Annotated in this window: 15 protein-coding genes; 12 read left to right on the top strand and 3 right to left on the bottom strand. The window is 68.6% G+C overall.

Features of this window, described 5'->3' with window-relative positions:
- The first annotated feature begins 9 nt into the window (after positions 1-9).
- The gene (locus ACEPA4_RS15335) at positions 10-1,575 is read left to right on the top strand and encodes a hypothetical protein (RefSeq protein WP_065185417.1); all 1,566 of its coding nucleotides are present in this window, start codon (positions 10-12) and stop codon (positions 1,573-1,575) included.
- Here the strand turns inward: ACEPA4_RS15335 and ACEPA4_RS15330 are convergent.
- On the bottom strand, positions 1,572-3,671 hold the full coding sequence (locus tag ACEPA4_RS15330; RefSeq protein ID WP_005418463.1) for a glycosyltransferase: 2,100 nt from the start codon (positions 3,669-3,671) through the stop codon (positions 1,572-1,574). The two genes, ACEPA4_RS15335 and ACEPA4_RS15330, sit on opposite strands and share 4 nt — an antisense overlap.
- 96 nt (positions 3,672-3,767) lie before the next feature.
- Here ACEPA4_RS15330 and mrcB point away from each other — a divergent pair, with 96 nt between their 5' ends.
- The 4 genes from mrcB to tsaB all read left to right on the top strand — a co-directional run bounded on the left by mrcB (position 3,768) and on the right by tsaB (position 10,105).
- Entirely contained in the window at positions 3,768-6,194 is a 2,427-nt protein-coding gene (gene mrcB / locus ACEPA4_RS15325) for a penicillin-binding protein 1B (RefSeq protein WP_053500600.1), read from the top strand.
- On the top strand, positions 6,191-6,727 hold the full coding sequence (locus tag ACEPA4_RS15320; RefSeq protein WP_050562713.1) for a hypothetical protein: 537 nt from the start codon (positions 6,191-6,193) through the stop codon (positions 6,725-6,727). The genes mrcB and ACEPA4_RS15320 overlap by 4 nt, the downstream gene beginning before the upstream one ends.
- 597 nt (positions 6,728-7,324) lie before the next feature.
- The gene (locus ACEPA4_RS15315) at positions 7,325-9,382 is read left to right on the top strand and encodes an ATP-dependent DNA helicase (protein ID WP_262090289.1); all 2,058 of its coding nucleotides are present in this window, start codon (positions 7,325-7,327) and stop codon (positions 9,380-9,382) included.
- 9 nt (positions 9,383-9,391) lie between these two features.
- On the top strand, positions 9,392-10,105 hold the full coding sequence (gene tsaB, locus ACEPA4_RS15310) for a tRNA (adenosine(37)-N6)-threonylcarbamoyltransferase complex dimerization subunit type 1 TsaB (protein WP_053501251.1): 714 nt from the start codon (positions 9,392-9,394) through the stop codon (positions 10,103-10,105).
- A gap of 573 nt (positions 10,106-10,678) precedes the next feature.
- Here the strand turns inward: tsaB and ACEPA4_RS15305 are convergent.
- The gene (locus ACEPA4_RS15305) at positions 10,679-11,563 is read right to left on the bottom strand and encodes an energy transducer TonB (protein WP_065178182.1); all 885 of its coding nucleotides are present in this window, start codon (positions 11,561-11,563) and stop codon (positions 10,679-10,681) included.
- Complete coding sequence (gshB, locus tag ACEPA4_RS15300; protein WP_065196658.1) at positions 11,563-12,510, bottom strand: glutathione synthase; 948 nt, start codon at positions 12,508-12,510, stop codon at positions 11,563-11,565. Before gshB ends, ACEPA4_RS15305 begins: the two co-directional genes overlap by 1 nt.
- A 240-nt stretch (positions 12,511-12,750) precedes the next feature.
- Between gshB and pilG the strand changes: the two genes are divergently transcribed.
- The 7 genes from pilG to ACEPA4_RS15265 all read left to right on the top strand — a co-directional run bounded on the left by pilG (position 12,751) and on the right by ACEPA4_RS15265 (position 24,740).
- Entirely contained in the window at positions 12,751-13,152 is a 402-nt protein-coding gene (pilG, locus tag ACEPA4_RS15295; protein WP_005418455.1) for a twitching motility response regulator PilG, read from the top strand.
- A gap of 18 nt (positions 13,153-13,170) precedes the next feature.
- Positions 13,171-13,533, top strand: a complete 363-nt coding sequence (locus tag ACEPA4_RS15290; RefSeq protein ID WP_005410717.1) for a PleD family two-component system response regulator — start codon at positions 13,171-13,173, stop codon at positions 13,531-13,533.
- Entirely contained in the window at positions 13,533-14,063 is a 531-nt protein-coding gene (locus ACEPA4_RS15285; protein WP_065178184.1) for a chemotaxis protein CheW, read from the top strand. Before ACEPA4_RS15290 ends, ACEPA4_RS15285 begins: the two co-directional genes overlap by 1 nt.
- Before the next feature lie 41 nt (positions 14,064-14,104).
- The gene (locus ACEPA4_RS15280) at positions 14,105-16,141 is read left to right on the top strand and encodes a methyl-accepting chemotaxis protein (RefSeq protein ID WP_049415562.1); all 2,037 of its coding nucleotides are present in this window, start codon (positions 14,105-14,107) and stop codon (positions 16,139-16,141) included.
- Between the two features lie 100 nt (positions 16,142-16,241).
- On the top strand, positions 16,242-22,955 hold the full coding sequence (locus ACEPA4_RS15275) for an Hpt domain-containing protein (RefSeq protein ID WP_262090292.1): 6,714 nt from the start codon (positions 16,242-16,244) through the stop codon (positions 22,953-22,955).
- Positions 22,942-24,279, top strand: a complete 1,338-nt coding sequence (locus ACEPA4_RS15270; RefSeq protein WP_095379270.1) for a chemotaxis protein CheB — start codon at positions 22,942-22,944, stop codon at positions 24,277-24,279. The genes ACEPA4_RS15275 and ACEPA4_RS15270 overlap by 14 nt, the downstream gene beginning before the upstream one ends.
- The gene (locus tag ACEPA4_RS15265; RefSeq protein WP_065178187.1) at positions 24,276-24,740 is read left to right on the top strand and encodes a chemotaxis protein CheW; all 465 of its coding nucleotides are present in this window, start codon (positions 24,276-24,278) and stop codon (positions 24,738-24,740) included. The genes ACEPA4_RS15270 and ACEPA4_RS15265 overlap by 4 nt, the downstream gene beginning before the upstream one ends.
- Positions 24,741-24,764 lie beyond the last annotated feature (24 nt).

Genomic DNA, 24,764 nt, shown 5'->3' with positions numbered 1-24,764 from the left:
CCTGCACGCATGGAACGCGAGCCCCCGCATCGCCCGCATGGCGCTGAACATCCTGCGCTGGACCGCGTCCGTCGCGAGGGGCGTTGGTGGTGGCTGCAGGCGCGCCATGCGCGCCGGATCTGGCGCTGGGCGCTGCTCACAGCGCTGGCCGTGTTCGTGCTGCTGGTCCTGCTGCGCAAGCCGTTGGCAGACTGGTTCTGGGATGAGCCGCAGATCGAACAGCTGCTGGCCGAGGGGGATCGTGCATTGGCGGCTGGGCGCCTGAGCGATGCCGATGGCAGTGGTGCGCGCGAGCGCTACCAGGCGGCGCTGGCGCTGGACGGTGATCGCCCGCAGGCGCGCCAGGGCCTGGCCAATACCGGCGCGGCAGCGCTGCAACAGGCGCGCGATCGCCTGCAGGCGGATGACCTGGACGGCAGCGCGCAGGCTCTGGCACTGGCCCGTGAGCTGCAGGTGCCGCAGGGCGACGCCGATGCGGTTGCCCGCCAGTTGCAGGCGCGACGCAGCGCCGGAGCCGGTATTGGTGCGTTGTTGGCACAGGCGCGTAACGCGTTCGCGGCCGGACGCCTGGATGACGGCGACAGCAGTGCGTTACCCTTGTTCCAGCGCATCCTGGCCCTGCAGCCGGACAACCTGCCGGCGCTGGAAGGGCGCGAAGATGCGCTGAGCGACCTGCTGCTGCAGGCACGCACGCTGGCGGAGCGAGGGGAGTTGGCCGAGGCGGCCGCGCTCCTGCGTCGTGCCCGTCAGTTCGATGCTGGTCATGCCGATCTACCGGCGAGCGAGGAGGCCCTCGCGCGCGCCGCCGACCGGCGCCTGCGGCAGGCGCAGCGTGCGTTGCGACGGCAGCAGCTGGAAGCTGCGGCCAAGGGCTTCCAGGCGGTGCTGGTGGTGGCCGCCGATGATTCCAATGCCCAGCGCGGGCGTGAGCAGACCCTGCAGGCAGTGGTTGCACGCAGCCAGAAGTCCGCCGACGACTTCCAGTTCGATGCGGCGCAACGTGATGCGGCCCTGGCGGCGGAGCTGGGGGCTTCGCAGGCAGTCCGGCAACAACTGGCGCAGCGCCTGCAGCGCGCGCAGCAGGCGCAGCGGGCCCTGCAGCAGCCCGCGGTCAGCACGGCGCAGCGCGAACGCCAGCTGCGCGACCACCTGCGGAAGATCGAACGTGCCGAGCGCGCGGGGCAGTGGATCAGCCCACCCGGGCACAGCGCGTTCGACGCGTTGCGCGAAGCCCAGTCGCTGGCTCCCCGCGATGCGCGGGTGAAGGCAGCCGCCGCACGCTTGCTGCCCGCCAGCCGACGCTGCTTCGACGACAATCTGCGGCAGAACCGCGTGCAGGCGGCAGGCGCCTGCCTGCAGGCCTGGCAGACCCTGTCACCGACCGCATCCGGACTGCCCTCGGCGCGGCTGCGGTTGGCCCAGCGCTGGCTGGCGATCGGCAGCGAGCGGCTCGGCAACGGTGACCTGGCCTTCGCCGCGCATGCCGCCGAACAGGCGCGGTTGCTGCAGCCGGATCTGGCCGAACTGCCGGCGTTTGAAGATCGCCTGCGCCGCGCCGGTGGACGGGCGGACTAGGCGAAGAACACCCGCTGCACGGTCGCACGGGCGGCTTCGAGTGAGAAATGTTCGGCGACGTTGGCCAGGCCAGCATCGGACAACTGCTGCCACAGCTGCGGGTCCTGGTACAGGCGGACCACCGCATCGGCGAAACCGGTAGCGTCATCGGCTACCAGTACGTCCTGGCCGGGATGCAGGTGCATGCCTTCCACGGCGCAGGTGGTACCGACTACCGGTTGGCCATGGGCCATGCTCAGGTTGATCTTGCCTTTTACGCCGGCACCGAACCGCAGCGGTGCGATGGCAATGCGCGCGCCGTCCATGTAGGGCGTGATGTCCTCGACGAAGCCGTGCATCTGCACGCCGGGGTGGCGTGCGGCCAGTGCCAGCAACGATTCCGGCGCCGCGGCGCCGATGCAGTGCAGGCGTACCTCCGGCAGCCGGGCGCGGATGTGGGCGAAGACCTCGCCGATGAACCACTCCATCCCGTCCAGGTTCGGCGGATGGCGGAAGCCACCGACAAACACCAGATCGTGTCGTTGCTCGTAGACGGCGCCGGCGCCGGCAACCTCGTGCAGGTTGGAAATCAGTTCCACCCGTACCCGCGGCGCATCGGCCTGCAGCTGCTCCCGTTCGGCCGCACTGACCAGCACGGTGATGTCGCACTGCTCCATCACTGCCAATTCACTGCTGCGGGTGCGTTCTGCTGCGCGCAGCAGCGCCGTATCACCGGCCACTTCGGCACCGCGGCGTTCGCGCAGGTAGTGCAGGTCGACCGTGTCGAACACGGTTCGTGCCTGCGGCGCATAGCGCTTGAGCAGGGGCAGGCACTCGTGGGCGACGTGGTGGCGCACCAGCATCGCCACGTCGAAACGCGACCCATGGCTGCGCAGCCAGCCGGCCACGCCGTCCAGGAAGGGGGCGTACCAGACTTCCACGCCCATCCGCTGCAGCGCCTCGGTCGCCGCGCCGGCATGCTCGCGCCGGGTCGGGACGAATACCACGTGGGCACCGCCCTGCAGCAGCAGGCGGATCAGATTGACCTGGCGCAGCGACCCGGAATCGCGATCGGGCTGCGGTACTTCCTCGTCCAGGATCAGCACCTGGCGCCGGCCGCGCAGCAGCAGCGCTGGCGACGGCACTGCGCCGACCGCCGGATGGCGGGCCAGCTCGGTGGCCCAGCGAGCGGCAAAGATGGCCTGGTTGCGCACCTGGTAGGCCTTAACCCCGCTGCCGGTGTCGGTGCCGTTGCTGGTGCCTTCGTCGTGGATCACCCGGCTGGCCGGCTGCACCAGCACGCGCAGGCCCTGTGCACGCACGCGGAAGGCCAGGTCGGTGTCCTCGTAGTACGCCGGCTTGTAGCGGGTATCGAAGCCGTCCAGCTGCTGCCAGAGGGTACGCGGCAGCATCAGCGCCGCACCGGAGCAGTAGTCGACGTCGCGCAGGCTGGCAAAGCGCGGGTCGTCAGCGGCCTCGAAGCGGCCATAGCTCCAGCCACTGCCATCGGCGAAGATCACTCCGCCCGATTCCTGAAGGCGGCCATCGGGATACAGCAGCTGGCTGCCGACCAGGCCGGCGTCGGGGACGCTGCCGAAGGTGTCCAGCAGGGCGTCGAGCCAGCCCGGCTGCGGCACCGTATCGTTGTTGAGCAGCACCACGTAGCGGCCGCGTGCGCGCGATACACCCTCGTTGCAGGCTTCGATGAAGCCGCCGTTGTGCGCACGCACCTCATAGCGCAACCCCGCCACCTGCGGCATCCACTGTGCGGTGGCGTCGCTGCTGCCGTCATCCACCACCAGGATCTCGCACGCGGCTGCGGGCGGGTGTGCCGCCAGGGCGCGGAGGCAGGCCAGGGTGTGGCCGACATGGTTGTAGACCGGGATGACGATGCTCACCTCCGGCGACTCGCTGAACGGCACCGTGAAGGGGGCGAAAGCCTGTGCTGGCGGCAGGAACAGGGGCGTGCGCGGCGCGGGAACGGCGCGCTGGGTGTGCACGCGGATGCGTTGCCAGGTGGCCCGCCACCCGCGGGTGCGCAGGCTTGCCAGGCTCCGGCGGGCCAGGCCCGACAGGCGGTTGATCAGGTATCGGATCTCGGCCAGGGACATCGCCATCCGGTTGCAACTCCAGCTTAAGCAGGGGAACCCGGGAGAATTCGCCAGCCGCAGTGGCTGGGGTAGACTCGCCAGACCCTACATTCTCGCATTCCCGTGCCCCGACGCTACGATTCCGACGACATCGACGATTTCGACGACGACCAGCAGGACAGCGGTCCGCTGTGGCGGCGCCGGCTGATCACCTGGAGCATGGCTGCGGTCGCATTGGGATTGGGTTTCCTCATTCCCTATACGCTGTACCTGAACCAGCAGGTGACCCAGCGTTTCGGCGAGCTGCGCTGGCAGATTCCGACGCGCGTGTATGCGCGCCCGCTGGTGCTCACCCCCGGCAAGGCGATGGATGCGTCCACGCTGAAGACCGAACTGGCCGCCTCCGCCTATCGTGATGACGGGCAGGGCAAGGAGCCGGCCACCTATGCGGTGAACGGCGGTCGCTTTGTGATCTCCAGTCGTGGCTACAACGACGTCGATGGCCGGGTGGCGCCGCGCCGGGTGGAGCTGTCGCTGGCCGATGGCGGCGTGGCCTCGCTGCGCGACGCCGACAGCCGCAAGGCACTGAAGGCCGCGCGGCTGGATCCGGCGCGCATCGCCACGCTGTACGGCCAGAAGCAGGAAGAACGCCGCCTGATCCGCATGGACGAGGCGCCGGACCTGCTGGTGACCGGCCTGCAGGCAGTGGAAGACAAGGACTTCAACCGCCATCACGGCATCGACCTGTCAGGCATCGCGCGCGCGGTGTGGGTGACGATCCGTTCCGGTGGCCAGAGCCGCCAGGGCGCTTCGACGCTCACCCAGCAGCTGGCCCGCAGCGGCCTGCTTGGCATCGGCAAGGAACAGACGCTCACCCGCAAGTTCAATGAGGTGCTGTACGCGCTGATCATGGAAGCGCGCTACGACAAGCGCACGATTTTCGAGGCGTATCTCAACCAGGTGTACCTGGGCCAGCGCGGCAGCCAGGCGATCCATGGCATGTCCTCCGGCGCCGAATTCTGGTTCGGGCGTGACCTGCAGTCGCTGGAGACCGAGCAGATCGCCCTGCTGATCGGCCTGGTCAAGGGGCCGTCCTTCTACGACCCGCGGCGCAACCCGGAACGCGCGCTGGATCGCCGCAACTTCGTGCTGGGCAAGCTGCACGACGCCACGCTGATCGACGATGCCGAGTACCAGCGCGCGCTGAAGGCTCCGCTGGGCGTGCCCAAGACACCGGGCCTGGTGGCTGCCAACCGCTTCCCCGCCTACGTCGACCTGGTCCGCCGGCAGCTTGCGCATGACTATCCGGAATCTGCGCTGCAGGGCGCGGGCCTGAGCGTGATGACCGGCATGTCGCCGTCCGCGCAGGCCTATGCCGAAGGCGCGGTGACCCGCACCATCAAGTCGCTGGAAAGCCAGCGTCGCCCTGAGCTGCAGGCCGGCATGGTGCTGACCGACGTGCACAACGGCGACGTGCTGGCGGTGATCGGCAGCCGTGAGGTGTCCGAGGTCGGCTTCAATCGTGCGATCGAGGCGCAGCGCCCGGTCGGTTCGCTGCTCAAGCCGTTCGTGTACCTGCTGGCCCTGGCGCAGCCTGACCGCTATTCGCTGGCCAGCTGGGTCGATGATTCGCCGGTGACGGTGCAGCTCGGCCGCGGCCGCAACTGGAGCCCCGGCAACGCCGACAACCGCAGCCACGGCACGGTGCGCCTGATCGATGCGCTGGCGCATTCGTACAACCAGGCGACGGTGCGCTTGGGCATGCAGGTCGGCCCCGAGCGCGTGACCCAGCTGATCCATGTGCTGGCCGGCATCAAGGCCGAGGCCAATCCGGCGGTGATCCTCGGCTCGACCGACCAGAGCCCGTATGCGATGGCGCAGCTGTACCAGTTCCTCGCGTCCGGTGGTGAGATCCAGCCGTTGCACGCCGTGCGTGGCGTGCTCGATCCGCAGGGCAAGCTGCTCAAGCGCTACGACAAGACCCCGGCACCGGCACAGGAAGGCGATTCGATTGCCGCCAACCTGATCAGTGTCGGCCTGCAGCAGGTCGTCGCCAGCGGTACCGCGCAGCGGCTCAATGCTGATGGCCTCGGCCGTCTGCAGCCAGCCGGCAAGACCGGCACCACCAACGATGGCCGTGACAGCTGGTATGCCGGCTACACCGGCGACCACCTGGCGGTGATCTGGATCGGCAACGATCAGAACCAGCAGGCCGGCCTGTATGGCGCCACTGGCGCGATGCGGGTCTGGTCGGGCATCTTCCAGCGCCTGCCGAGTGCGCCATTGCGGGTCAGCAACAAGGGCCTGGATTGGCAGCCGGTGGCTCCCACCGGTCTCAACAGCACCGATGAAGGCTGCCCCGGCGCGCGCCGTTTCCCGTTCGTGGTGGGCTATGCGCCTGCCTATGCGCCGTGCGCGCCGGCCGCGTCGCCCGAGGGGCAGGGCGAGGCTGAAGGCGAGGGCGGTGGCTGGCGCAGCTGGTTCGGCCTGGACCGCAAGCCGGAAGCACCCGCCGAACCTGCCGCCACCCCTTCTCCCCCGAGCCGATGATGCCGATGAACATGCGTACCCTGCTGCAGCCCCTGGCCCTGACCGGCCTAAGCCTGGCCCTGGCCGCCTGCGTGAGCAGCGCGCCGCCGGTAGTCAAACCGGTCGACACCACCACGCCGGCGCAGCGCCTGGCGGCCGTGGATGCTGCAGCGGGTCCGGACGACAAGGAACTGTCGGTGCAGCCGCTGCGTGATTCGCAGGTGGAAGACCTGAGGCTGGCCGCACAGGCGCAGCGCCAGGCCAACGACCTCGCCGGTGCCGCCAGCAGCCTGGATCACGCGCTGGAGATCGTGGCCGGTGACCCGGCGGTGCTGCAGGAGCGTGCCGAACTGGCGCTGCTGCAGGGGCAGTGGGCACAGGCGGAGACGTTCGCGCGCAAGGCCGTGGATCTGGGCTCGAAGACCGGGCCGCTGTGCCGCCGGCACTGGGCGACGATCGAGCAGTCGCGGCTGGCGCGGGGCGAGAAGGAGAATGCGGTGTCGGCGCATGCGCAGATTGAGGGCTGCACAGTGCCGGGGATCAAGCGTTACTGAGTTTTCAGCCAACGGCACAGCCCCTCGTGGCTGGCTGCTTGGCCGAGTAAAGCAAAAGCCGCGCTTGGCCGGGCGGGGTGGGTTCGCGGGGGACGCCGTGAACCCGTCCCTGGGGGCTTAGCCGCGGCATCCATGCCGCGGACACCCCCGCGAACCCACCCCGCCCGGCCTCTGACAGTTCCCGTGTGCGTCCAGCCACGGAAAAGAAAAAGAAAATCAAAAGCGGGTCGCGCCCTGCGCGCACTCGTTGTGGGGTCGGATCCGTTTTCCGCAGGAAAACGGCTCCGACCCCTTCTTGTTTCCGTTCGACCCACCGCTTCTGAATCAGTCGAGCAAGCGCGACGCCACGAAGCACGTCCATCCGTCACCGGGAAACTGTCGAAGGCGGGGCGGGAGGGGCAGGCAGGACCGTTGGCGCCATGGATGGCGCCATCGAGCCCCCATGGACGGGTTTACGGCGTGTCCTGCCTGCCCCTCCCGCCCCGCCAAACACGCAGCAACCCAGAGCCATGAACCACGCTGTTGCTGTTGCTTTTGCCTGCGCTCTGGCTTGAAACGGGTGCCGGGCAGCGCCCTGCCGGGTATCCTTTCCCTCTGATGTCCGACCTTCTCCATGCCAGCCGCGAAGCCCTCAGCGAAGGCGGCGCGCTCGCCTCGCATCTGGATGCCTTCGTCCCGCGTCCGGCACAGCTGCACCTGACCGCTGCCATTGCCGATGCGCTGCAGCAGCGGGACCTGCTGCTGGCCGAGGCCGGTACCGGCACCGGCAAGACCTTCGCCTATCTGGTGCCGGTGCTGCTGTCCGGGCTGCGCACCATCATCTCCACCGGTACCCGCGCGCTGCAGGACCAGCTCTACCACCGCGATCTGCCGCGCGTGCGCCAGGCGCTGGGCGTCGGCCTGCGCAGCGCGCTGCTGAAGGGGCGCGCGAACTACCTGTGCCGCTATCGACTGCAGCAGGCGCGGGGCGAGCCGCGGTTTTCCAGTCCCGAACAGGCCGCGCAGTTCCAGCGCATCCTGGCGTGGTCCGGCCGCTCGGAGTTCGGTGACATCGCCGAGCTGGAGGGCCTGGCCGATGACTCGCCGCTGCTGCCAATGGTCACCTCCACTGTCGACAATTGTCTGGGCACCGATTGCCCATTCTGGGACGACTGCTTCGTGGTGCGCGCACGGCAGCGTGCGCAGGCCGCCGACGTGGTGGTGGTCAACCACCACCTGCTGCTGGCCGATCTGGCACTGAAACAGGACGGCTTCGGCGAGTTGCTGCCGGGGGCGCAGGCCTTTGTCATCGACGAGGCACACCAGCTGCCCGAACTGGCAGCGCAGTTCTTCGGCGAAGGTTTCGGCATGCGCCCATGGCAGGAACTGGGTCGCGACTGCCTGGCTGAAGCGCGCGGCGTAGGGGGCGCACAATCGGCGCTGCAGGAGCCGGTCGACCAGTTGCAACAGGCGTTGCTGGCGTTGCGTTCGGCGATGGAGGGGCTGCCGCCGCGTGGTACGCAGTGGCGTGCGCTGGCCATGCCACAGGTCCGCGACGGCTTCGATACGGTGATGGCCGGCCTGGTGGCACTGGAGCAGGGCCTTCAGCCGCTGCGCGAATCGGCGGCGGGTCTGGACGCCTGCCATGCGCGGGCGCGCGAGGCGGTGTCGCGGTTGCAGCGCTGGCTGGGCGATGATGAACCCACCCTGGATTTCGATACCGATCCGGCGGACCACGCCAGTGCCGCCGATGTGCTCTGGTACGAGCTCACGCCGCGGGGTTTCCGCTGCCAGCGCACGCCGATGGATGTGTCCGGCCCGCTGCGCGAGCATCGCGAGCGCAGCCGCGCGGCATGGATCTTCACCTCGGCCACGCTGACCGTGGGCAATGGATTCGACCACATCGCCACGCGCTTGGGCCTGGACGATCCGCATACCCTGGTCCAGCCGAGTCCGTTCAACTGGCCCGAGCAGGCGTTGTGCTACCTGCCGGAAGGCCTGCCTGATCCGGCCGCACGGGGCTTCGGAACCGCGCTGATCCAGACCCTTCGGCCGGTGCTGCAGGCATCGCAGGGCAGGGCATTCCTGTTGTTCGCCTCGCACCGTGCATTGCGCGAGGCCGCCGAGGCACTGCGCGACGGGCCATGGCCGTTGTTCGTGCAGGGTGAGGCACCGCGCGCGACGCTGCTGCAGCGCTTCCGTGAATCGGGCAATGGCGTGCTGCTGGGCTCGGCCAGTTTCCGCGAGGGCGTGGACGTGGTCGGCGAAGCGCTGAGCGTGGTGATGATCGACAAGCTGCCGTTCGCGGCACCGGACGATCCGGTGTACGAGGCACGCCTGGAGGCGATCCGCAGCCAGGGCGGCAATCCGTTCCGCGACGAACAGTTGCCGCAGGCGGTGATCGCACTGAAGCAGGGTGTCGGTCGCCTGATCCGCAGCGAAAGCGACCGTGGCGTGCTGGTCCTGTGCGATCCGCGCCTGCTCAACCGTGGCTATGGCCGGGTCTTCCTGGATTCACTGCCACCCTTCCGCCGCACCCGCAGCCTGGCCGATGTGCAGGCCTTCTTTACGCCACAATGGGGGCCCGTGGCTGATGATCCGGCTGATCCGGCTGACCCGGCCGCTGTCGCGCCGGGCCCGGAGCCGGCTCCCGGTGCCACGTTCCCCCTGTTCTGACCTGATCTGATGAAACTGCTCGCCTTTGAAACCGCCACCGAAGCCTGCTCCGTTGCACTGCATGTCGATGGGCAGGTGCTGGAACGCTTCGAGATCGCCCCGCGCCGGCATGCCGACCTGAGCCTGCCATGGGCCGAGGCGCTGCTCGCCGAAGCCGGCATCGGCCGTCGCCAGCTCGACGGCATCGCGCTCAGTCGCGGCCCGGGGGCGTTCACCGGTGTGCGCCTGGCGATCGCCATCGCCCAGGGCATCGCGTTGGCGTTGGACCGCCCGCTACTGCCGGTTTCGACGCTGCAGGTGCTGGCGCTGCGGGCACCGGTGGAAGAAACGCAGATCCTGTCGGCAATCGATGCCCGGATGGGTGAACTCTACGTCGCGCGCTTCGAACGCGTCGACGGCCTGCCGGTCGCGCGCGATGCCGAGCGCGTCTGCGCGCCCTCCGTGGTGACGTTGCCGGAAGGAATGTCGGCCTACGGTGTCGGTACCGGTTTCGGCGCGGGCGACGGCGCGCTGGTGGCACAGTTGGGCAGTGGCCTGCGCGGTTTTGATGCCGCGGCATTGCCGCGGGCGTCGGACGTGCTGGCACTGGCGGTGCCGGCGTTCGCGCGTGGCGAGGCGATTGCACCGGAGAAGGTCGAGCCGGCGTACCTGCGCGACAACGTGGCATTGACCCTGGTCGAGCAGCAGGCCGCGCGCGAGGCGAAGGCGAAGGCCAACGGCTGAGCCCCTCGTGGCGGGGTTGGTTGATCGCATAAACCAAAAGCCGCGCTTGGCCGGGCGGGGTGGGTTCGCGGGGGACGCCGTGAACCCCCAGTCCGGCCCAGCCGCTGGCGGCTGGGCGTTCGGGCGCTTGCGAAGCAATGCTTCGCAAGCGAAGCGCCCTCACCCATGGGGGCTTGGCCGCGGCATCCATGGTGCGGATACCCCCGCGAACCCACCCCGCCCGACCTCTGACAGTTTCCGTGTGCGTCCGCCACGGAAAATCAAAAGAAAATCAAAGTCAAAAGCGGATCGCTTCGCTCGCATCCACGCGTGGCGTGGATGTGTGTCGACCAAGGTCGACACCTACCCAAGCAATGGTGCGCCGTGATCTGTCAGAGGCGGGGCGGTGTCGGGCGGCGGGGTATCCGCGGCATGGATGCCGCGGCTAAGCCTACACGGACGTACTTGCGGCGTCCCCGCCGCCCGACACCGCCTCGCCACGCTTCAGTACACCAACCGCCGCTGTTGCTGTTGCTGTTGCCGTTGCTCTAGCCTTTCAGCGGGTCCCGGGCCGCAGGCCCGGGCAACAAACCCCTACCGGTCGTCGTGCAGGGTGCCACCCGGCAGGAACACCCAGGTACGGGTGACCTGCAGGATGTCGATCTCGTCCTCGGTCTTCGGCAGCGGCGGGAACGGCTGCGCCAGCTGCACCACCCGCAGCGCCGCCTCATCCAGCAACGGCGTCCCGCTTGAACGCAGGATCCGGCTGCTTTCCACGCTGCCATCGCGGCGCACGCCGACGCTGATCACCACCTGGCCGCCGAGCCGGCGCTGCCGGGCCTCGTCCGGGTAGTTCAGGTTGCCGACGCGCTCGGCGCGGTCGACCCAGGCGCGCAGGTAATTGGCGTAGGCATATTCGCGCGTGCTGGCCGACACGAACTTGCGGTTCGGGCGCTTGGCGTACTGCGCCGAGCGCAGATGCACCTCGGCCGCCAGCCGCGCCATCTCGGCATCACGCTGCTCGCGCGCGCTCAGCGGCGCATCCGGCTCAGGCTGTTCCGGCGTTGGACGGGACTGCGCCTGCGCCACGGTGTCCTCCCCATTGCGGCTGCTGACCACCCGTGCCTGCGGCGGCGGAACCGGCGCGGCCGATTGCTGTTGCTGGGGAACCGGGCTGAGTCCGGATTGCGCCTGCGGCACGATGCCGGCCTGGTTGTCGCGCGGACGCTGTGCGCGGTCGTGCTCGCCACCGCCTTCCTGGTTGGCGGCGGCCAGGAAATCAGCCTGCTTTGGCGTCAGTGCGGTGCGCGTCTGGCTGAAGATCACTTCCAGCGTCGGCACCAGCGGAGCATCGCCTTTCACGGCGAAGCCCACGCCCAGGATCAGCAGGGCGTGGACCAGCACCGACAGTGCGATGGTGGCCCCCAGCCGTTGCGCTTCGCGTGGCGGCGGGGGCAGAACGGCAGGTGCGGACGGCATCAGCGCAGGCCGGCCTCGAGCGCGTCGAACAGGGTGCCGGCAATGTTCAGGCCGTACTGCGCGTCGAGCTCGCGCACGCAGGTCGGGCTGGTCACGTTGACCTCGGTCAGGTAATCGCCGATCACGTCCAGGCCGACGAAGCGCATGCCACGACGCTTCATCTCCGGGCCGACCTGGCCGGCGATCCAGCGGTCACGCTCGCTCAACGGGCGCCCTTCGCCACGGCCCCCGGCCGCCAGGTTGCCGCGGAACTCGTCACCCTGGGGAATGCGCGCCAGGCAGTAATCGACCGGTTCGCCGTCGACCAGCAGGATGCGCTTGTCGCCGGCGCTGATGTCGGGAATGAATTTCTGGGCCAGCGCCAGCTTGCGGCCGCCGTCGGTCAGTGTCTCCAAAATCACGTTCAGGTTCGGATCGCCCTGGCCGCTGCGGAAAATCGAGCGGCCGCCCATGCCGTCCAGCGGCTTCAGCACGGCCTGGCCGTGTTCGAGGGCGAAGGCCTTCAGTGCCTTGGCATCGCGGCTGACCAGGGTCGGCGGGCAGCACTGCGGGAACAGCAGGGCAGCCAGCTTCTCGTTGTAGTCGCGCAGGCCCTGCGGGTTGTTGACCACGCAGGCACCGGCAGCGGCGGCCACGTCCAGCACCTGGGTGTCGTAGATGTACTCGGCGTCGACCGGCGGGTCCTTGCGCATCAGCACGATCTGGCCGGGTCCGAACTCGGTACGGCTGAACTCACCCAGCTCATACCAGCCGGCCGGGTCGTCGCGCACCTGCAGCGGCGCGGTCTGGGCCACCGCCACGCCACCTTCCAGGGCCAGTCCCCCCGGCCGCACGTAGTGCAGGGCATGGCCGCGGCGCTGGGCTTCCAGCAGCATGGCGAAGGTGGTGTCCTTGGCGATCTTGATGTGGGCGATGGGGTCCATCACCACGATGACGTTCAACGGCATGGTCGCACCTGTCAGGCAAGGCGTTGATGGTAGCGGCAACGCCGGTCGCGCGCCTCCCTGCCATACTGCAACGCAGCGTCCGCCCGGCGGTCGCGCACTCATTGCGAAACCCGTCACGTTCAGGAGGGGGCCATGCCCCGCGCCGTGGGGCGGCCTTGAAGCGGGCGCGGAAAGTGCGATATAGATACGCTTTCGCAGCGGCCCCCGCCAGAGATCGGGCCGTGCGCTTGGGGATAGGCAATGACTGAAAACACGACTGCGGGCGGGGAACTCGCAGGACTCCGGGTGATGGTCATCGATGATTCGAAGACCATCCGCAGGACTGCGGAAACGCTGCTCAAGCGCGAAGGCTGCGAGGTGGTCACCGCCACCGACGGCTTCGAAGCGCTTGCCAAGATCGCAGACCAGCAACCGCAGATCATCTTCGTCGACATCATGATGCCGCGCCTGGACGGGTACCAGACCTGCGCGCTGATCAAGGGCAACCAGCTGTTCAAGGCGACCCCGGTCATCATGCTGTCGTCCAAGGATGGCCTGTTCGACAAGGCGCGGGGACGCATCGTCGGCTCGGAGCAGTACCTGACGAAGCCTTTTACGCGTGAAGAACTGCTGGGTGCCATCCGCACATACGTCAACGCCTGACCAGGGGGGAAAGGCACAATGGCTCGTATCGTTCTGATCGAGGATTCACCGACCGACCGCGCGGTGTTCACCCAGTGGCTGCGCCGTGCCGGCCACGAAGTGCTGGAAGCGGACAACGCCGAGGATGGCCTGCAGCTGGTCCGCGACCAGGTGCCGCAGCTGGTGCTGATGGACGTGGTCCTGCCCGGCATGAGTGGCTTCCAGGCGACCCGTGCGATGGCCCGTGATGCGGCGATCAAGCACATCCCGGTGATCATCGTCAGCACCAAGGCGATGGAAACCGACAAGGCCTGGGGCCTGCGCCAGGGCGCCGCCGATTACATCGTCAAGCCGCCGCGCGAGGATGAACTGATCGCGCGGATCAACGAACTGGTGGCCTGATGCGCTCGCCCTTCGACATCCTTGAAGCCTATGAACGGCGCAGCCTGGCCCATGCGGTGCAGCTGCCCGGGAAGCAGTTTGCCCAGGACCTGTGGCGTGGCGTGGGTTTCCGCGTCGGCCAGCGCCGGCTGGTGTCCGATTTCCGCGAAGTGGTGGAAATCGTACCGATGCCGCCGGTGACCCCGGTGCCCTGTGCGCAGCCCTGGCTGCTGGGCGTGGGCAACCTGCGCGGCAACCTGTTCCCGGTGGTCGACCTGAAGTACTTCCTGGAAGGCACGCGCACCGTGCAGCAGGAAGGCCAGCGCGTGCTGATCATGCGCCAGGCCGGCGGCGACGTCGCACTGACCATCGATGAACTGTTCGGCCAGCGCAGCTTCGAGCTGGACCAGCAGATCGAAGCGGGCACGTTGGCCGATGGCCGCTACGGGCATTTCGTCGATCGTGCTTTCCATGCCGACGGCCATGACTGGGGCGTGTTCTCGCTCTCGCTGCTGTCGCGCACCCCTGAATTCCGGCAAGCCGCGGCCTGAGGCCGGGCATCGCCCCCTGCATTGAAGATCGAGGTTGAACGATGAGTACTGCTTCGGACGCCACCAAGACCGGCAAGCTGCGGCTGGGCGGCAGCAACCTCTGGCTGTTCCTGCTGCTGGCATCGATGATCCTGTTCGGCGTCAACACCGGCGTCGCCACCTGGCAGGGCAGCCGCCTTGCCGACGCCGGCTCCAAGGCCGCCGACCTGCAGGTGCTGTCGCAGCAGCTGGCCAACCAGGGACGTGACGCGGTCGGCGGCAACGCCCAGGCCTTCACCGCCTTCAAGGCCACCCGCAACGCGATCGAGCAGAACGTGTCGACCCTGCAGGGACGCTACGGCAAGGAGCCGGGCGTAGCCGGTGCCATCGCCACCCTCGGCGAGACCTGGGCGCCGCTGGGCAAGCAGGCCGGGCAGCTGGTGGCCAGCGAACCGGCCGTGCTGGCGCTGGCCGGCAACGCGAACAACTTCACCGGCGCAGTGCCGGGCCTGCAGGCCCAGCTGAACGAGCTGGTGCGTGCGATGTCCGCTTCCGGCGCGCCCTCGTCGCAGGTGTACAGCGCGCTGCAGCAGGTCGTGGTGGCCGGTTCGATGGCCCGCCGCGTGACCGAAATGCGTGCCGGTGGCAGCGCCGCGGCGACCTCCGGCGATGCGCTGGCACGTGACATCACCGTGTTCTCGCAGGTGCTCGACGGCCTGCGCAACGGCAACGAGGAACTGGGCATCACCGCCGTGCGCGGTGCCGCCGCCGTGGCCGCGCTGGAACAGTCGCAGCAGAAGTGGGAAGCGATGAAGCAGGACGCCGACGCGATCCTGGCCAGCTCGCGCCAGCTGTTTGCGGCGCAATCCGCTGCCACCGCGCTGGGCCAGGGTTCGGCCCACATGCTGGATGACAGCCGCAAGTTGTTCGACGCGTTCTCCTCGTTCGGCTCGGTATCCGACACCCGCCTGTTCCCGAACTTCTGGATCGGCGTGGTGTCCGGTGCGCTGTCGCTGATCGCGATCATCGGCTTCGTCTCCACCAACGTGCGCAGCCGCTCGCGCGAGCAGGAACTGCGCTACCAGACCCAGGTGGAATTCAACAGCCGCAACCAGCAGGCGATCATGCGGCTGCTGGACGAAATCTCCTCGCTCGGCGAGGGCGACCTGACGGTGAAGGCCTCGGTGACCGAGGACATGACCGGCGCGATCGCCGACGCGATCAACTACGCGGTGGACGAGCTGCGCCACCTGGTGACCACCATCAACGACACCTCGGCCAAGGTCGCGATGTCCACCCAGGAAACCCAGGCCACCGCCATGCAGCTGGCAGAGGCCGCGGGGCACCAGGCCAACCAGATCACCTCGGCTTCGGACCGCATCGGGGAGATCGCGGCGAGCATCGAGCAGGTGTCGCGCAACTCGGCCGAGTCGGCCGACGTGGCACAGCGTTCGGTGGTGATCGCCGCCGAGGGTGCCGGCGTGGTGCGCGAGACCATCCAGGGCATGGACCAGATCCGTGACCAGATCCAGGAAACCTCCAAGCGCATCAAGCGCCTGGGCGAGTCGTCGCAGGAAATCGGCTCGATCGTGGAACTGATCAACGACATTTCCGAGCAGACCAACATCCTGGCGTTGAACGCGGCGGTGCAGGCCGCGTCGGCCGGTGAAGCGGGCCGCGGTTTCGCGGTCGTGGCCGACGAAGTGCAGCGCCTGGCAGAACGCACCTCGGGTGCGACCCGACGCATCGAAAACCTGGTCCAGGCCATTCAGGCCGACACCAATGAAGCGGTCACCTCGATGGAGCAGACCACGGCCGAAGTGGTGTCTGGTGCGCGCCTGGCCGAGGACGCCGGTACCGCGCTGACCGAGATCGAACGCGTGTCAAACGCGCTGAACACCCTCATCAAGAACATCTCCATCGCCGCCCAGCAGCAGTCGGCTGCCGCCTCGGACATCACACGCACCATGGGCGTGATCCGGCAGATCACCGGGCAGACCTCGCAGGGTGCCGGACAGACCGCCGAGTCGATCGGCCACCTCGCGCAGCTGGCGGCGGACCTGCGCCGTTCGGTCGCCGACTTCAAGCTGCCGGCGTGACACGGGCAGGGCGGCGAGCAAGGAACCAGTCGATGAAGCATTTCCATTCCCCACGCCAGAACTCGCGCGGCCACCGCGCGGCGGCGAACGGAGCGCGTCCATGAGCAGTCTGCGCGATGCGATGAGCCACGCAGCGCTGGGCTGGGTCAAGCCCGAGCTGGACGAGACCCTGCGCCAGGTGCGCAACGAGGTCGAGTACTACGCCGAAGACCCGACCGATGCCAGCCGCATGCGCATCTGCGCCGGCTACCTGCACCAGGTGCAGGGCACCCTGCGCATGGTCGAGCTGTATGCCCCGGCGATGGTGGCCGAAGAGCTGGAGCAGCTGGCCAACGCCATCGGCGCCGGCCGCGTGGCCGACCGTGATGAAGCCTGCGCAACCCTGATGCGTGGCAGCGTGCTGCTGCCCGACTATCTGGAACGCCTGCAGAACGGCCATCGCGACATTCCGATCGTGCTGATGCCGCTGCTCAACGAGATCCGTGCGTCGCGCGGCGAAGAAGGCGTCACTGACAGTGTGCTGCTGGCCTTTGCGCCGGACAGCGTCACCGCCACCGAGGCCGAGCTGGACCATGCCCGTGGCAGCCTGAGCGGGCGTAATCGCGAGCTGCTCGACACGGTCGGCAGCGCGGTGAAGGAAGAACTGCTGCGCATCAAGGATGCGCTTGACCTGCACCTGCGCACAGGTGGTGCGCCGGAACAGCTGCAGACCCAGGCCAACGAGCTCGGCGCCGTGGCCGATACGCTGGGCATGATGGGCCTGGGCGTGGCCCGCGGCGTGGTCGTGCAGCAGCGCGATGCGCTGCGCGGCGTGGTCGAAGGTCGCCAGCAGATCGACGAGAACCTGCTGCTGGATATTGCCGGTGCACTGCTGTACGTCGATGCCTCGCTGGACGACCAGGTTGCCCATCTGGGCGCCGGCGGCAGTGGCGAGGACGACCCGAGCGCGGTCGAGAACCGGCGAACGGTGGAGGTGCTGGCGCATGAAGCCATCGCCAACTTCGCCGCTGCCCGCGAGCATTTCGTCGCCTTCATCGAAACCAGCTGGAACCATGCCGAGCTGCAGGATGTGCCACGCCTGCTGGGCGATGTGTCCGGCGCGCTGCGCATGCTCGACCTGGGTACCGCCGCCGATTACCTGCGCGGCGTGCAGCAGTACATCGAGGCCGAACTGATCGGCCGCCAGCGCGTGCCCAGCGGCCGCCAACTGGACACCCTGGCCGATGCCATGGCCAGCCTGGAGTACTACCTGGAAGCCCTGCGCGACCGCCGCCCGGGCCGAGAGGACATCCTCGAAATCACCCGCAGCAGCCTCGAGGCACTGCGCTACTGGCCGCTGCCGGAGCACAATGCCGTTGCGCCGGACGCGCCGGCACTGCTGCCGGTCGAACGTGAGCCGGTTGCGTTGCAGGCCGAGCCCCTGCAGCCGGAGCGCATCGAGGTTCCGGTGCAGCCTGCGGCGCCCGCTGCCGGCGACGTGCCGGTGCCACTGCCGGACTTCACCTTCGATCCGCCGCCGGCCTCGCCGGCGCCGATGGTGTCCGACAACCGCCTGATGTTCGGCGCGCTGGGCACCGTGGCAGCCGTGGCCGCCAGCACGGCTGATACCGGTGCTCCGCCGTTGCCGACGCACGACGATGCGGACGCATCGCTGGTCTTCGCGGCGTCCAGCGCACCTGCGCCGGATGTCCCGCAGTGGGAGCTGGCGCCGTTCCATCCGGAGGCCGACGCCATCGTGCCTGCCGATGACGAGCGCAGCCCGACCTTCGCCAGTTTCGATCCGGTCAGCTTCGAGCTGGCCGAGGGTGATCACTCCGGTGCGCCGCAGTGGTCGCTGTCCGGGGCGCCGCAGATGCTTGAGGAAAGCGCAGCGCCTGTGATCGATGAGAGGAAGGACGCGGTGGATTCCTCCGCGACCGCTTTCGATGCTGCACCGGTGTTCGACCCGGTGGCGGCCGAACAGGATGCGGCTGCCGTGGCCGACGACGTGGTGTTCCGCTTCGATGCCGACGCGCTGGACAACGCTGACGACGTGCTGTCGCTGCATGCGATGGAAACGCTGTCGCTGGACGATGACGCCGCGTTGCATCCGTCGCTGGAGATCGTCGATGCCGTCGTTCCGCCGCTGGCCGGGGTGGATGAGGCCCCGGATGACCTGCCGGTACCGTCGATCACGTCGCCGTTGATCGATGCGGCGGCTCCTGCGGCGGATACGTCCGCTCCGGCCGTGTCGGTGATCGATATCGACACCATCGCGCCGATCGATTTCAGCGAGGCCGACGCCCAGTTCTTCGCCGAGTTGAGTGCGGCCGCTGCCGGCTTCAATCCACAGGCGATGGCCGCTGCGGCAGCGCCGGAGGCGGTGGATTCGGCCGTTGCCGGGACCGACGCCGACACCAATGCGGGCTTCGACGCCGGGTTCGACGACGATGCCGAGAACATCGACGAGGACATCCGCGAGGTGTTCCTGGAAGAGTTCGACGATGAGCTGGCCAATCTCGGCACGCTGCTGCCGGCATGGCGCATGCAGCCGGACAACATGGACCGGCTGCGCCCGATCCGCCGCATCTTCCATACCCTCAAGGGCAGTGGCCGCCTGGTCGGCGCACGCACCCTGGGTGAGTTCGCGTGGAAGATCGAAGGCATGCTCAACCGCGTGCTGGATGGCAGCCGCGCCGCATCTCCCGCCGTGCTGGCGATGGTCGACAACGCGCATGCGGCGCTGCCGCAGCTGAACGCGGCGCTGCGCCATGGCCACCGCATCAGCGTCGACCTGCAGGCCATGCAGGCCATCGCCGATCGTGTCGGTGCAGGCGAGGAGACCTACTACGTACCCCTGGCTGGGGCCACTGCATCGGTTGCACCGGTGGCCGAAGTCGAGGGCGAAGACGAGATCATCCGCATTCTCGACGCCGAGGTTGCCGCTTCGGCGCTGGCCGATACCGCCGAGAAGGCCGAAGCCACCGGCACGCCGGCCAACATCGACAGCGTGCTGCGCGAGATTCTCGAGGCCGAGGTGGAAGTCCATCAGGCCACCCTGCAGGACTGGCTGCGTTCGGCGCAGCAGGCACCGCAGCCGGTCAGCGACGCACTCCTGCGTGCAGTGCACACCATGAACGGCGCCTTCGCGATGACCGAAGTGCCCGAGATCACGGCTGTAACCGGCGGTGCCGAGTCCTACATCAAGCGTGCACTGGCCGCCGAAGTGGTGCCGGGTGATGAGGGCGTGGCCGCGCTGGATGCGACCGCGCAGGCGATCACCGCCACCATGGAAGCGCTGCAGGCCGAACAGCCGCGTATCGCACCGCAACAGGTACTGGCACAGCGCCTGCAGGCGCTGGCCAGCGAGTTGCCGGAAGCGCGCTGGCCGATGGTGGGCCTGGAGGACGACGAAGCTGAGCTGGCGCTGGATGACGAACCGACGGCGGAATGGGATGCGGACGCCCCGGCAGCCGTCGCGCCTGAAACCGATGCGGTCCCGCTTTCGTCCGTCGCGGCGGAGCAGGAACCACAGGCAGTTGCCGATGTCGCCGAAACCCCGGTCGAGGATGCCGCGATCGAGGGCGAGGGCGGGCTGGAGGTCGGTGAGCTGACCGCCAGCGACGATCTTTCGCGCTACTTCGATGCCGGATGGCCGTCGGTACCAGGTGAGGGAGCGGCGTCGCTACCGGTGGTCGAATCGATCCAGGTGGCCGACGACGTTCCGGGCGTTGAGGTAGACGGTGTCCAGGCGGAGGCCGAATGCGCGCCGCTGTTGGCCGACGATGCCGGTTTGACCGTCGTGGACGATCTGTCGCCGTACCTGGATGCCAGTGCGCTGCCGGTCGACGACCGCGATGCCGAAGAGATTCCGGATGCTGTCGAAGCCGTCGCATCTGACCTGAATGCGTCCTCGTTCGATCACGTGCACGTCGCGGACGCTGAGGCATTCGAGACGCCTGCTGCACTGCCACTCGACAGCGAGCTGTCGAGCCTGCAGGATGAAATGGCTGCGCCGGGGTTTGCAGAACCGGTCTCGCTGGACGCCGCGCTCGAGGCCGGCCTGCACGTGATCGACGAAGAGCAGCCCCTGGCCGACGACGGGCAAAGGTCCGTGCTCGGCCTGCAGGCCAGCGAACTCGCGCCGGGCGAGGCGGAAGCCTTTGCCGAGGATGCGGACGTCGGCGGGGAGGCGGCGATCGGTGAAGGAGAGAGCGCCGATCAGCCGTCCCCGGCGACGGTGAATGAGGAGATCGCGGAGGCCGCGACGCCGGCCACCGCCGAACCGGTGCGGTTCTTCGAACTGGAAGACGCACCGGGCCAGGTGGAAGTCCACGCCGAAGCTGCCGATGCCGATGCCGTATCGGATGCCCCGGCCGTTGGAGCGCCTGACGCCGACGTGGTTGAAACCGTGGCACCCGACGTCCTTGACATCCCGGTGCCGGAAGACAGCGCCGATACGCTCGACTTCAGCGTCTACGATCGCGAGCTGGTCGACATCTTCGTCGAGGAAGGCAAGGACCTGCTCGACCACTGTGATGGCCTGATCAGCGAGCTGCGCGATGCGCCGCAGGACCGCGAGGTGCTGGCCGGCCTGCAGCGTGACCTGCATACCCTGAAGGGTGGCGCACGCATGGCCGGCATCAACGCCATCGGCGATCTTGGCCACAGCATCGAATCGTTGCTGGAAGCCGTCGCCGCTGGTCGCACCGAGATCGAACGCCGCGATGTGCAGTTGCTGGAGCGCGGATTTGATCGGCTGCACCAGCTGCTCACCCGCACCGGCGACCACCGCGTGGTGGAACCGGCGCAGGACCTGGTCGACGCGTTCGAAGTGCGTACCACCACCGATATCGCTGCGGCGGCTGCTGCAGCCGCAGCCGCAGCCAACGTGGCGAGCGTCGCAGAAGCCACTTCGGCACCGGTTGCCAGTCCGGCATCGGCACCGGCACTGCTTGATGCGCCACTGTCGGCACCGCTGCCGGCCGAAGGCGTGGTCGATGAAGATCCGCTGGCACGCCCGCAGCAGGAACAGGTGCGCGTGCGCGCGGATCTGCTCGACCGCCTGGTCAACCATGCCGGTGAAGTGGCGATCTACCGCTCGCGCCTCGAGCAGCAGCTCGGCGCGTTCCGTGGTGCGATGGGCGAGCTGGAGCGCACCAATGCGCGACTGCGCGACCAGCTGCGCCGGCTCGACCTGGAAACCGAAGCGCAGATCGTCGCCCGCTACCAGCGTGAGCAGGACCAGGCAGACCAGAAGTTCGATCCGCTGGAGCTGGACCGCTTCTCCACGCTGCAGCAGCTCAGCCGTGCGCTGAACGAATCGGCGGCCGACCTTGGCGGCCTGCAAGGGGTACTGGACGATCTGTCGCGCCAGTACGATTCGCTGCTGCAACAACAGTCGCGCGTCAGCTCCGAGCTGCAGGACGGCCTGATGCGCGCGCGCATGGTGCCGTTCGATGGCCTGGTGCCGCGCCTGCGCCGCGTGGTCCGCCAGTCCGGCATGGATACCGGCAAGCAGGTCCACCTGACCCTGGAAGGTACCCACGGGGAACTGGACCGCAATGTTCTCGATCGCATGGTCGCGCCGCTGGAACACATGCTGCGCAACTCCGTGGCGCATGGCCTGGAAGCGCCGGAACAGCGCCGCGCCGCCGGCAAGCCGGAGGAGGGCGAGATCGCCATCCGCCTGCACCGCGAAGGCTCGGAAATCGTGCTGGAAGTGGCCGACGACGGCGCCGGCCTGGACCGCGAGGCGATCCGCCGCCGCGCCATCGACCGTGGCCTGCTGGCTGCCGATGCCCAGCCGAACGAGCAGGAACTGGACAACCTGATCTTCGCCTCTGGTTTCACCACCGCTGACCAGGTCAGCCAGCTGGCCGGCCGTGGCGTGGGCATGGACGTGGTGCGCAACGAAGTGCGCCAGCTGGGCGGTTCGGTCGATATCCAGTCGGTGCGCGGCCAGGGCGTGCGCTTCACCCTGCGCCTGCCGCAGACGCTGGCCGTCACCCAGGCGGTGTTCGTGCAGATCGGCGAGACCACCTTCGCCGTGCCGGTGGCCTCGGTCAGCGGTATCGGCCGCCTGTCGCGCGAACGTTTCGAGGCCGCCGACAGCAGCTACCGCTACAGCGGCGAAGACTATCCGTTGTATGACCTCGGCAGCCTGGTCGGGCAGGCCCCGGCGCGTGCCGATGGCCAGGACCAGGTGCCGCTGTTGCTGGTCCGCGCCGGCGACCTGCGTGCAGCCGTGGCGATCGATCAGGTGCTGGGCAACCGCGAAATCGTGGTCAAGCCGGTGGGCCTGCAGATCGCATCGGTACCGGGCATCTACGGTGCCACCATCACCGGCGATGGCCGCGTGGTGGTGATCCTGGACGTCGCGCCGCTGGTGCGCCGCTTCCTGGCCAATCCGACGGCACCGGTGCTGGCCAATGCGCCGCGCGACGAACGCCAGGTGCCGCTGGTGATGGTGGTCGATGACTCGCTGACCATGCGCAAGGTGACCGGTCGCATCCTCGAACGCCACAACTTCGAAGTCAGTGTCGCCCGCGATGGCGTGGAAGCACTGGAGCGGTTGGAAGAGCGCGTGCCGGACCTGATGTTGCTGGACATCGAGATGCCGCGCATGGACGGCTACGAGCTGGCCACTGTGATGCGTGCCGATCCGCGCTACAGGGATGTGCCGATCGTGATGATCACCTCGCGCAGCGGCGACAAGCACCGCCAGCGTGCCTTCGAGATCGGTGTCCAGCGTTATCTGGGCAAGCCGTACCAGGAACTGGACCTGATGCGTAACGTGTACGACCTGCTGGGGATCGCCCGTGTCCGTGAGTGAAACCCATCCGGCCCCGGCCGTCGCCCTGCTGGCCCGCCCCGGTACGGCGCGTGAACGCCTGCGCGAGGCGCTGGCGCATGCCGATGTACAGCTGGTCCTGGAAGATGATCCGAACGGCCTGGAGCCGCAGGTCCTGCAGGCCGCGGCCCCGCAGTTCGTGGTGATCGCGCTGGAAGCTGCCATCGAGGACGCACTGGAACGGTTGGAATCCGTGCTCTCGGCACCGGGGCTGACCCTGGTGTTCGATGAGGCTGAGCTGGCCGCCCGCCGCGACGGCTGGGAGGCGCAACGCTGGGGGCGCCACCTGGCCGCCAAGCTGCACGGCCACCAGCAGGTGTTGCCGCCGGGCGCCGAAGAAGAGCCCAGCCTGCAGCTGGAGCCTGGCCATCCGGCGCCCGCGCCGGCGCCGCAGGAAGAAGCCCTGCGCCCGCACCTGGAACAGGCGCTGAGCTGGGCCGATGACGTTCCGGCCGACGGCCTGTATTCGCCACCGGCAGACCTGCACGAACCGATCGCGCTGGAGCAGGCCCTGGCGGCGCTGCAGCCGGTCGTGCCCGAGCCTCTGGATCCGCCTTCGGCGCCGCAGGCACTGGCCGAACCGGCGACGCCTGCGACACCGCCGGTCTCCTTCGATCACACCGCCTGGTCGCTGGTGGAAGAATCGATCGAAGCACCCGTATCGGCAGAAGCCGTGGCGCCGGTCGTCGCGCCGCAGCCCTCGTTCGATACCGATCATTTGAGCCTGGTCGATCTGGATGCCGTCGCCCCGGCCGGTGCGCGTGCCGCATCGCTGCTGGTGCTGGCCGGCATCGGTGGCCCGGATGCGTTGCGTCGCCTGCTCGGCGCACTGCCCGCGTCGTTGAGTGTGCCGGTCCTGGTGCACATGCGTCTGGATGGTGGCCGCTACGGCAACCTGGTCAAGCAGATGTCCCGCGTTTCGCCGTTGCCGGTGCAGCTGGCCGAGGCCGGCCAGCACGCGGTGCCGGGCGAGGTGCACGTGCTGGCCGATGATATCGGCGTGCGCGCGGCCAGCGATGGCCTGCATTTCCAGAGCGATGCCAACGGTATTTCGCTCGCTTCGCTGCCGGCCGAACACACCGCGCTGGTGCTGCTCAGCGGTGCCGACCTGGCCCACGTAGGCCCGGCGCTGGACCTGGCGGCCGCCGGTGCGTGGGTGGCCGGGCAGGTGGGCGAGGGCTGCTATGACCCGGCGGCGGCCACCGCCGTGGTGGCTGCCGGCATGGTGGCCGGTGAACCGCAGGAACTGGCGCAGGCGATTGCCGCGCGCTGGGGTGAGCAGGACGACAACGGAGACGCACCATGAGCTACGCCAGCAATGACGAAATCCGCGGCGTCCTGATCCAGGCCGGCAACGAGCGCGTGCTGCTGCCCAATGCCACCGTGGCCGAAATGATGTCGCGCGTGCCGGTGCAGCCGGTCTCCGATGCGCCGCGCTGGCTGGTCGGCGAGATCGGCTGGCACGGCTGGCAGGTGCCGCTGGTGTCGTTCGCACGCCTTTCGGGGCTCGGCGAAGAGACGGTGGCCGGCCACAACAAGGTGGTGGTGCTGAAGTCCCTCAGCGGCAACGTGCAGCGCCCGTACTACGCGCTGCTGACGCAGAACTTCCCGCAGCTGATCTCGGTGCCGCGCGACGGCCTGCTGGCCGACGCCTCCGAAGAAACCCTGCCGCAGACCGTGCACATGCGCGTGCTGCTGGGTGAGCAGAGTGCGCTGCTGCCGAACCTGGACGCGTTGGAAGCGGCGCTGGATTCGCTCGCCGCCTGATCCACCAGACCGGTAGTGCCGGCC

The sequence above is a fragment of the Stenotrophomonas sp. P2112 genome (assembly GCF_041897515.1).
Classification (GTDB): Bacteria; Pseudomonadota; Gammaproteobacteria; order Xanthomonadales; family Xanthomonadaceae; genus Stenotrophomonas; species Stenotrophomonas sepilia.
This window is presented reverse-complemented; position numbering and strand designations above follow the sequence as displayed.

Bases quoted from the DNA above. Each gene is read 5' to 3' on its own strand.
- ACEPA4_RS15335 (WP_065185417.1), top strand. From the start codon at position 10: ATGGAACGCGAGCCCCCGCATCGCCCGCATGGCGCTGAACATCCTGCG.
- ACEPA4_RS15330 (WP_005418463.1), bottom strand. From the start codon at position 3,671: ATGGCGATGTCCCTGGCCGAGATCCGATACCTGATCAACCGCCTGTCG.
- ACEPA4_RS15320 (WP_050562713.1), top strand. From the start codon at position 6,191: ATGATGCCGATGAACATGCGTACCCTGCTGCAGCCCCTGGCCCTGACC.
- ACEPA4_RS15315 (WP_262090289.1), top strand. From the start codon at position 7,325: ATGTCCGACCTTCTCCATGCCAGCCGCGAAGCCCTCAGCGAAGGCGGC.
- tsaB (WP_053501251.1), top strand. From the start codon at position 9,392: ATGAAACTGCTCGCCTTTGAAACCGCCACCGAAGCCTGCTCCGTTGCA.
- ACEPA4_RS15305 (WP_065178182.1), bottom strand. From the start codon at position 11,563: ATGCCGTCCGCACCTGCCGTTCTGCCCCCGCCGCCACGCGAAGCGCAA.
- gshB (WP_065196658.1), bottom strand. From the start codon at position 12,510: ATGCCGTTGAACGTCATCGTGGTGATGGACCCCATCGCCCACATCAAG.
- pilG (WP_005418455.1), top strand. From the start codon at position 12,751: ATGACTGAAAACACGACTGCGGGCGGGGAACTCGCAGGACTCCGGGTG.
- ACEPA4_RS15290 (WP_005410717.1), top strand. From the start codon at position 13,171: ATGGCTCGTATCGTTCTGATCGAGGATTCACCGACCGACCGCGCGGTG.
- ACEPA4_RS15285 (WP_065178184.1), top strand. From the start codon at position 13,533: ATGCGCTCGCCCTTCGACATCCTTGAAGCCTATGAACGGCGCAGCCTG.
- ACEPA4_RS15280 (WP_049415562.1), top strand. From the start codon at position 14,105: ATGAGTACTGCTTCGGACGCCACCAAGACCGGCAAGCTGCGGCTGGGC.
- ACEPA4_RS15275 (WP_262090292.1), top strand. From the start codon at position 16,242: ATGAGCAGTCTGCGCGATGCGATGAGCCACGCAGCGCTGGGCTGGGTC.
- ACEPA4_RS15265 (WP_065178187.1), top strand. From the start codon at position 24,276: ATGAGCTACGCCAGCAATGACGAAATCCGCGGCGTCCTGATCCAGGCC.